14 protein-coding genes are annotated in these 13,266 nt (G+C 38.4%); 13 read left to right on the top strand and 1 reads right to left on the bottom strand.

Annotation, left to right across the window (positions count from 1 at the left end; all coding sequences use genetic code 11):
- The first annotated feature begins 159 nt into the window (after positions 1 to 159).
- The 10 genes from EJF36_RS17865 (at position 160) to EJF36_RS17825 (ending at position 9,918) form a co-directional block, all read left to right on the top strand.
- Complete coding sequence (locus EJF36_RS17865) at positions 160 to 387, top strand: DUF2198 family protein (protein ID WP_125907594.1); 228 nt, start codon at positions 160 to 162, stop codon at positions 385 to 387.
- A gap of 665 nt (positions 388 to 1,052) precedes the next feature.
- Positions 1,053 to 3,032: an excinuclease ABC subunit UvrB gene (gene uvrB, locus EJF36_RS17860; RefSeq protein ID WP_125907593.1), complete on the top strand. Its 1,980-nt coding sequence runs from the start codon at positions 1,053 to 1,055 to the stop codon at positions 3,030 to 3,032.
- A gap of 28 nt (positions 3,033 to 3,060) precedes the next feature.
- Entirely contained in the window at positions 3,061 to 5,934 is a 2,874-nt protein-coding gene (gene uvrA, locus EJF36_RS17855; protein WP_125907592.1) for an excinuclease ABC subunit UvrA, read from the top strand.
- A gap of 187 nt (positions 5,935 to 6,121) precedes the next feature.
- A complete protein-coding gene (locus EJF36_RS17850; protein WP_125907591.1) occupies positions 6,122 to 6,367 on the top strand; it encodes a hypothetical protein in 246 nt (81 codons plus the stop codon).
- Between the two features lie 207 nt (positions 6,368 to 6,574).
- A complete protein-coding gene (locus tag EJF36_RS21635) occupies positions 6,575 to 6,739 on the top strand; it encodes a hypothetical protein (RefSeq protein ID WP_185806952.1) in 165 nt (54 codons plus the stop codon).
- Positions 6,740 to 6,865: 126 nt separating this feature from the next.
- A complete protein-coding gene (locus EJF36_RS17845) occupies positions 6,866 to 7,870 on the top strand; it encodes a DUF3231 family protein (RefSeq protein ID WP_125907590.1) in 1,005 nt (334 codons plus the stop codon).
- A 93-nt stretch (positions 7,871 to 7,963) separates the two neighbouring features.
- Positions 7,964 to 8,257: a hypothetical protein gene (locus EJF36_RS17840; protein ID WP_125907589.1), complete on the top strand. Its 294-nt coding sequence runs from the start codon at positions 7,964 to 7,966 to the stop codon at positions 8,255 to 8,257.
- A gap of 25 nt (positions 8,258 to 8,282) precedes the next feature.
- Positions 8,283 to 9,335, top strand: coding sequence for a DUF4097 family beta strand repeat-containing protein (locus EJF36_RS17835; protein ID WP_125907588.1), 1,053 nt, complete (start codon positions 8,283 to 8,285; stop codon positions 9,333 to 9,335).
- 32 nt (positions 9,336 to 9,367) lie between these two features.
- Positions 9,368 to 9,571, top strand: coding sequence for a PspC domain-containing protein (locus EJF36_RS17830; protein ID WP_125907587.1), 204 nt, complete (start codon positions 9,368 to 9,370; stop codon positions 9,569 to 9,571).
- On the top strand, positions 9,568 to 9,918 hold the full coding sequence (locus EJF36_RS17825) for a phage holin family protein (RefSeq protein WP_125907586.1): 351 nt from the start codon (positions 9,568 to 9,570) through the stop codon (positions 9,916 to 9,918). The genes EJF36_RS17830 and EJF36_RS17825 overlap by 4 nt, the downstream gene beginning before the upstream one ends.
- A gap of 28 nt (positions 9,919 to 9,946) precedes the next feature.
- On the opposite strand, the gene EJF36_RS17820 is transcribed toward EJF36_RS17825, so the two are convergent.
- Positions 9,947 to 10,282: a hypothetical protein gene (locus EJF36_RS17820; protein ID WP_125907585.1), complete on the bottom strand. Its 336-nt coding sequence runs from the start codon at positions 10,280 to 10,282 to the stop codon at positions 9,947 to 9,949.
- 369 nt (positions 10,283 to 10,651) lie between these two features.
- Here EJF36_RS17820 and hprK point away from each other — a divergent pair, with 369 nt between their 5' ends.
- From hprK to lgt, 3 genes are read left to right on the top strand one after another with little or no spacing between them, the layout of a single operon-like run.
- Complete coding sequence (gene hprK, locus EJF36_RS17815; protein WP_125907584.1) at positions 10,652 to 11,587, top strand: HPr(Ser) kinase/phosphatase; 936 nt, start codon at positions 10,652 to 10,654, stop codon at positions 11,585 to 11,587.
- Between the two features lie 17 nt (positions 11,588 to 11,604).
- Positions 11,605 to 12,435: a GNAT family N-acetyltransferase gene (locus EJF36_RS17810; protein ID WP_125907583.1), complete on the top strand. Its 831-nt coding sequence runs from the start codon at positions 11,605 to 11,607 to the stop codon at positions 12,433 to 12,435.
- Positions 12,436 to 12,441: 6 nt separating this feature from the next.
- Entirely contained in the window at positions 12,442 to 13,266 is an 825-nt protein-coding gene (lgt, locus tag EJF36_RS17805) for a prolipoprotein diacylglyceryl transferase (protein ID WP_125907582.1), read from the top strand.

Genomic DNA, 13,266 nt, shown 5'->3' with positions numbered 1-13,266 from the left:
AAGTTTATTTCTATCATGAGTAAAGTCCAAAGAAATCCCTCCTATGTAACATGCAAAATGTAGTTTTTTTTACGTGAAAAAATTTCAAGAAGTTCGTCGTGTAACAAATATTGCAAATCTGCTATTATGTTAGTAAGTATAGTAAGGAGTGGGCATATCATGTTAAGTATTGTGTTAGCGATTTTTGTTCCGTGTTTGCTAGTTATCTTGTTTACTAGAGTGACATATAATCACTATGTTGGCTTAGCACTAACAGCTACGCTACTTTTAGTTTCTTTTATTAAAATACATACTTACACTTGGACGATCATGTGGATAGACATGGCTTCTATGACCGTTGGCTTTTTATATTCACGTAAACAGGTGTTAAAAGGCAAAAAGAAATAAAGACAAATCTTGTTGCTATTTAATTAATAGTGTTAAGTCCTGAGAACATCTTTACTTGATTTAAGAATGCTAGGGATCATATGTATTCTCACAGAGGTAGGTGTTTGGTTAGCTCAATTACTTCTATGTTACGCAGAAATGTAGAACTTTTACGCAGTACAGCCTCCGATTTTCGCAAAAACTTAGAGTCTTTACGCAGTACAGCCTCCGATTTACGCAGAACTATAGAACTTTTACGGAGTATAGCCTCCAATTAACGCAGAAATCTAGAGTTTTTACGCAGAAACATTTAACTGTAAGACTAACCTCATAAAAGCTAAGGACAAAATCCTTAAATCATATGATATAAATTTGTAAGCGTATCCATTTATACGGTCATTCACCCCCGGATAGAGCCTCCATTTATCTTACATTGAGTACTTCCATCAGCTAAAAACTATCATTCTTCAACATACAAATATTTTATCATGTTTTGTTGTCAAAAATGTCAAAATTTTAAAAAATACCGACTGAATTTGTTGTCTTCTGTCGAGAATAGAAGCTCGGAATAAAACACATATTATTATTTTTGTCAAGATTAGAATGTCAGTTCGCTTTTTTGTTTGTTTTTTGTATATTTGTGGTACAATGTGAGTACAAAATCTTCTCGAATGGAGGGAATTCGAGTGAAGGACCGGTTTGAATTAGTTTCGAAGTACAGTCCTCAAGGGGATCAGCCTAAAGCGATTGAAGCAATAGTGAACGGCTTGCATGCTGGCAAAAAGCATCAAACATTGTTAGGTGCGACAGGTACAGGTAAGACATTTACTATTTCAAATGTAATTAAAGAGGTAAACAGACCAACTCTGATTATTGCACATAATAAAACACTTGCTGGACAGTTGTATAGTGAATTTAAAGAGTTTTTTCCTAATAATGCGGTGGAGTACTTTGTAAGTTATTACGATTACTATCAGCCAGAGGCTTATGTACCATCGACGGATACATTTATTGAAAAAGATGCAAGTATTAATGATGAAATAGACAAGCTGCGTCACTCAGCGACGACTTCGTTGTTTGAACGTCGTGACGTGATTATTATTGCTAGTGTTTCCTGTATATATGGCTTAGGGTCACCGGAGGAATATAGTGATTTAGTCGCTTCATTACGCGTTGGGATGGAGGTTGAACGAAATCAACTACTGCGTAAGCTCGTTGATATTCAATACGAACGAAACGATATTAATTTCCACCGTGGGACGTTTCGTGTCCGTGGTGATGTCGTGGAAATATTCCCGGCCTCTCGTGACGAGCATTGTATTCGAATTGAATTTTTTGGTGATGAAATTGATCGTATTCGTGAAGTAGATGCGTTAACAGGAGAGATTTTAGGTGAACGAGAGCATGTAGCAATTTTCCCAGCGTCCCACTTCGTTACACGTGAAGAAAAAATGCAACAGGCTATTAAAAATATTGAAAAAGAGCTCGAAGAACGGTTAGCAGAGCTTCATGAGAACGGCAAGCTTCTTGAAGCGCAGCGCTTGGAACAGCGGACACGCTATGATCTTGAAATGATGCGAGAGATGGGCTTTTGTTCAGGGATTGAAAACTACTCTCGTCACCTAACATTGCGTCCACCAGGTTCTACACCGTATACATTACTAGACTTCTTCCCAGATGATTTTTTAATTGTAATAGATGAATCACACGTTACGCTACCACAGGTTCGTGGAATGTATAATGGTGACCAAGCGCGTAAGCAAGTATTAGTGGATCATGGTTTCCGCTTACCATCTGCGATGGATAACCGTCCACTGAAATTTAACGAGTTCGAAGAGCATATTAATCAAGTCGTCTACATATCTGCTACGCCTGGTCCATATGAGATTGAGCACTCACCAGAGATGATTGAACAAATTATTCGTCCAACTGGCTTGCTTGATCCAACGATTGACGTGCGCCCGATTGAAGGGCAAATAGATGATTTGGTGGGAGAAATTCATCAGCGTGTTGAGCGTAATGAGCGCGTGCTGGTGACGACATTAACGAAGAAGATGTCGGAGGATTTAACGGATTATTTGAAGGATATTGGTATGAAGGTATCCTATTTGCATTCAGAAATTAACACGTTAGAACGAATTGAGATTATTCGTGACTTACGTATCGGTAAGTACGATGTACTAATAGGCATTAACTTACTCCGCGAAGGACTGGATATCCCAGAGGTGTCGCTCGTGGCGATTTTAGATGCCGATAAAGAAGGATTTTTACGTGCAGAGCGATCACTCATTCAAACGATTGGACGTGCAGCTCGTAATGCAAATGGTCACGTTATTATGTATGCGGACAAGATTACTAAATCAATGAGAATTGCGTTAGATGAGACACAACGCCGCCGTACTATGCAAGAAGAGCATAACGAAAAGCATGGTATTACACCGCAAACTATTAAAAAGGATATTCGTGATGTCATTCGTGCCACACATGCTGCCGAAGATACCGAGGGCTATGGTGATAAGCCGAAAGCAGGGAAGCTTTCAAAAGCTGAGCGAGAAAAAGTACTCGCAGAGCTTGAACGCGAAATGAAGGATGCTGCTAAAGCGCTTGACTTTGAGAAGGCGGCAGAGCTTCGTGATGTAATATTCGAATTAAAATCTCAAGGGTAAGACAACCGATTGGAAGGATGACTAAGCAATGCCGATGGATAAATTGGTCATAAAAGGTGCGCGCGCACACAATTTGAAAAATATTGATGTTACAATCCCACGCGATCAGCTTGTTGTATTGACAGGTCTTTCAGGGTCAGGTAAGTCGTCCTTAGCGTTTGATACGATTTATGCGGAAGGACAGCGACGCTATGTCGAGTCTCTGTCTGCGTATGCACGTCAGTTTTTAGGGCAAATGGACAAGCCGGATGTTGATGCAATTGATGGCTTGTCTCCCGCCATTTCGATAGACCAAAAAACAACGAGTCGAAATCCTCGTTCGACTGTTGGGACGGTAACAGAAATATATGATTATTTACGTTTATTGTTTGCAAGAATAGGACGGCCGACATGTCCGATACATAACATCGAAATAACTTCACAAACGATTGAGCAAATGGTAGATCGTATTGTTATGTATCCTGAGCGAACAAAAATACAAGTGCTAGCTCCTCTCGTACAAGGACGTAAAGGGACACATGTGAAAGTATTTGAAGATATAAAGAAGCAAGGCTATGTACGTGTTAGAGTCAATGGCGAGATGCTTGAGCTGTCCGATGATATTGAATTAGAAAAAAATAAAAAGCACAGTATCGAAGTAGTTGTGGACCGTATTGTTATAAAAGAAGGGGTAGCGGCTCGCCTGAGTGATTCGTTAGAAACAGCGCTGAAGCTAGGAGAAGGCCGTGTGCTTATCGATGTGATGGGTGAAGAAGAGCTTTTGTTTAGCGAGCTTCATGCATGTCCACATTGTGGCTTCTCAATTGGTGAGCTTGAACCGCGGATGTTCTCTTTTAATAGTCCGTTCGGAGCATGTCCTGATTGCGATGGTTTAGGCTCGAAGCTTGAGGTCGATATCGACTTAGTTATACCGAATAAAGAGCTTTCTTTACATGGTCATGCGATTGCACCGTGGGAACCAACGAGTTCACAGTATTATCCGCAGCTATTGCAAGCGGTATGTAATCATTATGGCATTGATATGGATGTACCTATCTCAGAGCTTCCGCAGCACCTGTTAGATAAGGTTTTATATGGCAGCAATGGCGAAGAAATTTATTTCCGTTATGAAAATGATTTCGGTCAAGTGCGCGAGAATTATATTACCTTTGAAGGTGTGTTATCAAATGTAAATCGTCGTTATCACGAAACAAGCTCTGATTATATTCGTGAGCAAATGGAAAAATACATGGCGCAGCATGATTGTCATACGTGTAAAGGCAATCGTTTAAAGCGAGAGTCACTTGCTGTGTTAATCCAGGAGCACCATATTGGACACGTAACGCAATTTTCTATTACAGAAGCATCTGAGTTTTTTCAATCTCTAAAGCTATCTGAAAAAGATGCTAAAATTGCTTACATGATTTTACGAGAAATTCAAGAACGACTGAGCTTTTTAATTAATGTCGGGCTTGATTATTTGACGTTAAATCGTGCAGCGGGCACACTTTCCGGTGGTGAGGCACAACGAATTCGGTTGGCCACTCAAATCGGGTCAAGGCTAACTGGTGTTTTATATATTTTAGATGAGCCGTCGATTGGATTGCATCAGCGCGACAATGACCGTCTCATTCAGACACTGCAAAATATGCGTGACATTGGTAATACGCTTATTGTTGTAGAGCATGATGAAGATACGATGCTTGCCGCTGATCATTTGATTGATATCGGCCCTGGTGCTGGTGTACATGGTGGCGAAATTGTCTCACAAGGAACACCGAAGGATGTTATGAATGATCCTAACTCGTTAACCGGTCAGTATTTATCAGGTAAAAGGTTTATTCCGTTACCCGATGAGCGCCGTAAACCAGATGAACGTTTTATTGAAATTGTCGGAGCTAAAGAAAACAATCTAAAGAGCGTGAAGGTGAAGTTTCCGCTAGGTATGTTTGTCGCGGTTACAGGTGTGTCAGGCTCTGGGAAAAGTACGCTAATCAATGAAATACTGCATAAGTCGTTAGCGATGAAGCTGCACAAGGCGAAAAGCAAGCCGGGTGCTCATAAAAGTATTAAGGGCGTAGAGCATTTAGATAAAGTTATTGATATTGATCAGTCACCAATTGGGAGAACACCACGATCAAACCCTGCTACATACACAGGTGTGTTTGATGATATTCGTGATGTGTATGCGACTACGAATGAAGCGAAGGTTCGTGGATATAAAAAAGGTCGCTTTAGCTTTAATGTTAAAGGTGGTCGCTGTGAAGCGTGTCGTGGTGACGGTATTATCAAAATTGAAATGCATTTCTTACCGGATGTATATGTACCGTGTGAGGTGTGTCATGGAAAACGCTACAACCGTGAAACACTTGAAGTGAAATACAAGGATAAAAACATTTCTGATATTTTAAATATGACGGTGGAGGACGCTGTGTCATTTTTCGAAAATATCCCGAAAATTCGCCGAAAGCTAGAAACATTGTACGATGTAGGCCTTGGCTATATTACACTCGGTCAGCCAGCTACTACTTTGTCAGGGGGAGAGGCTCAGCGTGTGAAGCTTGCGTCCGAGCTTCATCGTCGCTCAACTGGCCGTTCCTTGTACATTCTAGATGAACCAACAACTGGGTTACATGTTGATGATATTTCGCGATTGCTCATCGTGCTTCAAAGATTAGTTGAAAATGGAGATACCGTTTTAGTTATTGAACACAACTTAGATGTTATAAAAGCAGCCGACTATATTGTTGATCTTGGGCCAGAGGGGGGCGACAAGGGAGGCACGATTGTTGCAACAGGTACTCCTGAGGAAGTAGTACAAGTGAGAGAGTCGTACACAGGTAAATATTTAAAGCCGATACTAGAACGAGACCGCGAGCGAATGAAGGCTTTAATCCGTGAAAAAGAAGCTCTAACAAAATAGTATGTTGATATGGAATCTACTGACCTAACACGTTTATGTGCGTGTTAGGTTTTTTTGTTTTTATGTGAAGAAGTTTATGGAGTTTATCAAGCTTATCAAGAAATTGGTATTATTCAAGAAAATTAGAGTGTTATTCAAGAAGTTGATGCGGTTATTCAAGAAAATTTTGTAGTTTTTCAAGAAAAAGGTGTTACTTATCAAGAAAAATGGTGTTATTCAAGAAAATTGGAGTGTTATTCAAGAAGTTGATGCGGTTATTCAAGAAAATTGTGTAGTTTTTCAAGAAAAAGGTGGTACTTATCAAGAAAAAGGTGTGATTCAAGAAAATTGGAGTGTTATTCAAGAAGTTGATGCGGTTATTCAAGAAAATTTTGTAGTTTTTCAAGAAAAAGGCGGTACTTATCAAGAAAAATGCTGTTATTCAAGAAAATAGGAGTGTTATTCAAGAAGTTGATGCGGTTATTCAAGAAAATTGTGTAGTTTTTCAAGAAAAAGGTGTTACTACTCAAGAAAAAAGGTGTTATTCAAGAAGTTGAAGTGGTTATTCAAGAAAATGGTGTAGTTTTTCAAGAAAAAGGCGGTACTTATCAAGAAAAAAGGTATTATTCAAGAAAATTAGAGTGTTATTCAAGAAGTTGATGTGGTTATTCAAGAAAAATATGTAGTTATTCAAGAAGTTGATGTGGTTATTCAAGAAAATGATGAGCTTAATCAAGAAAGCCGCGCATGTATCAAGAAGAATATATGGTATATCGTTGAAGTATCCGCATTTAACAAGAAAAATACGGTTTATCAAGAATCCTAGAACATGTATCAAGACATTGTTAATTCAAGTACTTTGACTGCAGGATATTTCACTAACCAGTACATATTTATAATAAGACAGGAAAATGCTACTAGTATGACAACATTCGACAAAGGGTGAAGGGTAGTGGATTCTGCAATAAAATTAACGGCAACAGAAATTACAGGATTGTGGGGCACATATTTAGAAGCTTCGATGTCTTTCAATATGAAAAAGTATTTTTTACAAACTGTAACGTGTAAAAAAACAAAACAATTGCTTCAAGAGGATATGAAGCACATAGAAAGTTTTGTTTTTCCAGAAATAACCCGAATTTTTCATCAGGACAAAGTAGCGCTACCGCATGGATTTGGTGATGAAGATGTAAATGAACAAGCACCTCCGCTGTTATCAGAACAATTTATACAAGAGTTTATGTTATATAGGTCAAGGCTTGGTATGACAAACGCTACCTCATTTTTAACAAATGTGACACGTACCGATATTCGGGATTTTTTTAAAAAAAGCTTTGATCACTGTTTTGATCAATATAATCAATTAACAGATTTGCTGTTGGAAAAGGGGATATATATACGTGCGCCATTTATTGAGACGCAAGCCCAGGCAGAGATGATATCAAAAAACGATTATTTAGGCGGTGTCCTTCCATTTACGGATAAACGTCCGCTAAATGCACCAGAAATACAGGGGTTATTTATGCATACTCAAACGAATATGATCGGTATTCGCCTTTTAACTGCGTTTCAGCAAGTAGCCCAAGATAAAGCAGTGCAAGACTATTTTAAAAATGGTGTAAAATTAGCGAAAGAGATTGTTGGATTCACAACAGACACTCTATCAGCTTCGGATACACCTGCACCGATGACGTGGGATGGTAGTATTACAAGCTCAACGGTCGCTCCTTTCTCAGATAGATTGATGATGTATGTAACGAATTCAATTTCTGCGGTTGGTATCGGAGCTATGGGCTTATCTATACCTACAGCGATGCGTGCTGATATTCAGTCAAAGTATATGACATTAATGAAGGATATATCACAATACGCTAAACAAGGAATAGAAATTATGATAGATTACCGTTGGTTTGAAAAACCGCCTACAACACCTGATAGGCAAAAATTAAAGAATTGACAGCTGGCAAATAGCTGTCAATTTTTTTTGAAACTTTTATATGTACAAAATCGTAGAAAAGACATACGGAAATTATTCGAGGTGGTTTTTTATATGCGTACAAATCAAATTATTGCATCACTTTGTTACTTTAGTATTTTTTTTGCGACTTTTTTATTCCCATTAGCTGTATATTTTATAGTAGATGACCGAGAGGTGAGAGGTCATGCTAAAATAGCGATGTTGACACATTTAATTCCGTTTTTCTTAGTGCCAATTGTTGTTATTTCGCTTATTGCTAATCCATCAATGGGAGTGGCATTTATTGCTGTAATTATGTTAATGCTTGCATCTTTTGCGACACTTATATGGAATATTGTGAAAGGTATTAAAGTTTTAAAAGCATAACTAATTAAAAAGGAGAAATGAAAACATGGGATCTGAAAAGAAACGTATTTTAAAGCTCGTTGAGGAAGGAAAGCTGTCAGCAGAGGAAGCAATTACATTATTAGAGGCATTAGATTCGAACAATGATCATAAAAAATCGGATGAATTTACTTTTAACAACTACAAGTATGCCTCACTAAAGGATAAGGTGTTTGACTTTCTAGACACAGCGATTCAAAAAGTAAAGGAAATTGATGTTGATTTCAACTTTGCATCTACAACAAGTGTTGACCATGTTTTTCAACAAGATTTAACAGAGCCATTAACGCAAATGCAGATTGAGCTTGCGAACGGTTCAGTTCAACTAAAGCCATGGGCTGAATCAGGTGTTCGTATCGAATGTAATGCAAAAGTTTTTGGAACGGATTCACATGATGAAGCGAATCGCTTGTTAATGCAAGATACAGCTTTTACTGTTGACTCAGGCATGTTAAAGTTTACAGCCCTTCGTAAAACTATGCGTCTCGATACGGTTGTGTATATCCCTGAAAATGAATACGAGCATGTAAAAGTGAAAGTGTTTAATGGTACAATTAATGGGGAAAGAATGAAAGTAAAAGAATACAAGATGAAAACAGCGAATGGAGCGATTACGCTACTTGATTCAGAGGCAGATAGACTTTCATTAGAAACTGGTAATGGCCAAGTGAAAGTGAAGGACAGTAAAGTTAGAGACTGTGAGGTTGAAACGGTTAACGGTGCTATAAGTGTGACAGGTAACTATGAAAAAGTAGATTTACAAACGTTCAATGGTCACATCACGTTTGAGCCTGCTGATGAGTCTTGCAAAAATGTTGTTTTGAAAACAACAACAGGTAGCATTGACTACCGAGTTGCTGCAGATGTAGCTATTCAAGGGGAACTTCGTTCAAGTCTTGGTAGTTTTACATGTAACATCCCTGGACTTGACGTTGTTGAAGAAAAGAATGATGTTATGCAAAAGTCTATGCGCTTCCGTGTAAACAAGGATGTTGAAAATCCTATGTATTTTTACGCAGAAACAAAAACAGGCTCTATTACGTTAAAAAAACTAAGTTAATATGAAGTAGACATTTAAAGGAGGTAAAATGTATGAAAAAATTATATCGTTCTTCAATGGATAAGAAGTTAGCAGGTGTTCTTGGTGGATTAGCTGAGTATATGGGAGTAGATGCTTCTCTAGTACGTGTAGGATTTATATTATTGGCACTTGTAACAGCAGTATTTCCAATGGTGTTAGCATATGTTATATGGGCGATGATTGTACCAACTGAAGAAGAAGCAATGAGAAAATGAAATGGGTAGTGCGGCTTCTTGTTAATGGAGTCATCTTACTTATTGTTGCAAGTGTGCTAGACAATTTTCATCTAGATGGATTTATAACTGCTGTTATCGCTGCGATACTTTTATCGGTGTTAAATGCGATCGTAAAACCAATTCTAGTTGTCTTGACGTTGCCGGTCACTATTTTGTCACTCGGGCTGTTTTTGTTTGTCATTAATGCAGCCACATTGATGATAGCACAAGCAGTAATCGGTGATTCATTCGTGATAAATGGTTTTGGAACAGCTATCATTGCTTCTATTATCATATCTCTATTAAATTTGGTGGTACAACCGTTTGTAGATAAGAAAAAGAAATAGTGAAAATAGAGCTTGGAGTTTCCAAGCTCTATTTGCTGTCGAAATCTTTTACAAGACGATATACGCCTATACAGAAAAATGTAAGGCCAATTAGTAGAAAAGTTAATCCTATCGTAATCTGTGAAAGAATATACCAATCTGTCAACTTTAGGAATTCATCTGTATTCATACTGCCGCCAGCTTTTATCATCAAATACTCGTTTGCTAGCTTTTTCCCTTTGCCAACACTAGTAGACAATGTAAAATATCCAAAGATAGTTAAGATTAATGTAAACAAAACAAATGAATATTGAACTATTTTTTTAATTGCTCTCACCTCAGCTTTTTTATTGGTATATAGCTTTTCATCGCTGAACCTTCTCATCGCTTTACATCTTCTAGTCTTGTGCATCTTACCTCTTATTTTAACATACATATATCCAGTTTTTGGTTTTTGATAATTGACTAGATCTGACTGACATAGAAAAAATGTCGACTACGATTTGACGCCTACACGCGGGTAATATCGCTCGGTTTTCCGTGATGGGCTTCTTCATTAATTCTGCATAAGCATAGTGTAGTATGGATAACCGTAGAAATTGTAAGGGATTATCGGATAGACTAACTAAAGCATTAGCGGGGATTTATAGAGCTTTCTACAAATTTTTTCAATGTTCTACTTCACTATTTTCCCTTCTACTGAAAAAAATGCTAAAATGGGAACAGGTTTGCTACATTCAAGGAGGTCTTCTGAGTGACAAAGGTACGTACGAAAGATTTAATAGAAAAATTTGGTCTTGAGCTCATTGCTGGAGAGGAAGGTATTAATCGCCCGATTACGATGAGTGACATTTCCCGTCCAGGGCTAGAGATTGCAGGTTATTTTGCATATTATCCTGCTGATAGAGTACAGCTACTTGGCAAGACGGAGATTACGTTTTTGGAAACGTTATCGCCAACAGAAAAGCAATATCGTATGGAGAAACTCTGTACAGATATTACACCTGGTATCATCATTTCTCGTGAAATGGAAGTACCACAAGAGTTAATTGAAGCAGCAGAGCGTGAGTCTGTTCCTTTAATGCGCTCTCCGATGAAAACGACAAGGTTATCGAGTCGTATCACGAACTTTTTGGAAAGTAAATTAGCGCCAACAACCGCTGTACACGGTGTACTTATTGATGTGTATGGGATTGGTGTGTTAATTACGGGGAAAAGTGGCGTTGGTAAAAGTGAGACAGCTCTTGAGCTAGTAAAACGTGGACACCGTTTAGTAGCGGATGATTGCGTTGAAATTCGCCAAGAAGATCAGGATACACTAATTGGAAATGCACCAGGTCTCATTGAGCACTTACTTGAAATCCGTGGTCTTGGCATTATCAATGTCATGACGTTGTTTGGGGCAGGTGCTGTTCGCTCATATAAGCGTATCTCACTTGTCATGAATTTAGAGCTGTGGGATCAAACAAAGCAATATGACCGTTTAGGTCTCGATGAAGATAAAATGAAAATTATTGACACAGATATTACGAAGCTGACTATTCCTGTTCGACCGGGACGAAATTTAGCTGTCATTATTGAAGTAGCAGCTATGAACTTCCGCTTGAAACGTATGGGCGTTAACGCAGCTGAACAATTTACGAGTCGGTTAACAGATGTTATTGACGATGTTGACCATCATGAAGATTAATAAAAGGAATAGAAAAAATGAGAACTCATACATATGAGAAGGTTGAGGAGTTTTTACCGGATGTTGAAGAGTTTTTGCTCAAGCACGAAGCGAGTAATAATTTACCTTTAGGTATTTTATATAGAATTCGTGACAAAGGTGGCCAGCCTTATATGGCAGCGGTTTATGGGGATGACGATTATGTCAAGTTAGTGATGCTACAAACTCCACCACATTTTCTTATTATATGTGGTGATGGTGAAGTAACAAGCTCACTCGTGACGACTGTCCATGAAGCTATTCTTAAGCAGCAGGCACCTGGTGTAATTGGGGAACGCAAGCTGGTCGAGCAGGTAGTACAGGCTTGGCCGAGAGAGTCGTCCATTGTAATGAAGCAACGTATTTATACTTGTAGCAAAGTGCATGACATACAGTATAGTGAAGGTTCTTTACAAGAAGCTACAAACGCAGATATAGAGACCGTTGCGCAGTATCTCGTAGAGTTTTCACAAGAAACACCAGAAGCAACGTTGACACATGCACAGGCTACCGAGCGGGCACAACAATTTGTTGAAAATAAATCTGCGTACTTATGGAAGGTGAAGGGTTCACCTGTGACACTTGTATGCAGTGCTCGTAAAACTAAGAGTGGTATCGTTGTGAATGCTGTTTATACACCACTTGAGCATAGGAAAAAGGGATATGCTACTTCTGCAGTAGCAACGTTGACAAATCAGCTTTTACAAAAGAATCGATTTTGTGCACTGTACACAGACTTAGCCAATCCCACCTCAAATCATATTTATCAAACAGTTGGTTATAAGCCTGTTAGTGATTCATTAATGGTGCGTCTTGAAAGAGAGGAGTGATTCTAAATGGAACAAAGTATCCAACCGTTAGATCCGGTATTTTTAAAAATAGGTCCACTAGTGATACATTGGTATGGAGTTATTATTGGTGTAGGGTTATTGTTAGCACTACTTGTTGTAACCCGAGAAGCACAACGTCGAGGTCTAGATAAAGAAGTGTTTGTCGATCTTGTCCTGTTTGCTGCTCCAATTGCGATAATTTGTGCACGAATATATTATGTTATTTTTGAGTGGGATTATTATTCAAAAAACATAGGACAAATTTTTCAAATATGGAATGGTGGTATTGCCATTCATGGTGCTTTAATAGGTTCTGTCATAACAGCTATCGTATTTGCGAAAGTTCGGAAGCTGTCGTTTTGGAAATTAGCAGATATCGCGGCGCCATCGTTATTAATTGGACAAGGTATAGGGCGTTGGGGTAATTTTATGAATCAAGAGGCTCATGGTGGTCCGATTGATGTTACGCAAATTGACGCTTTTTATAACGTTTTACCAGACTTTATTATGGATCAAATGTTTATAAATGGGGTGTACTACCATCCTACTTTTTTATATGAATCTATATGGAACTTACTTGGTGTGGCGCTATTAATTGGCTTACGTCGAGTCAATTTAGCAAGAGGGGAAATGTTCTTAACATACGTTATATGGTACTCATTCGGTAGATACTTTATAGAAGGTATGCGTACAGATAGCCTTATGCTTACGGAATCGTTGCGGATAGCGCAAGTTATATCAATTGTACTCATAGTTGGCGCCATTGTATTAATCGTCGTGCGTCGCATGAGAGGATCAGGTTCAACGCGATATTTAGATCAAAATGTATAG

It is taken from the genome of Bacillus sp. HMF5848 (assembly GCF_003944835.1).
GTDB lineage: Bacteria > Bacillota > Bacilli > Bacillales > HMF5848 > HMF5848.
The sequence above is the reverse complement of the archived record's forward strand: the minus strand, read 5'-3'. Positions and strand labels throughout refer to the sequence as shown.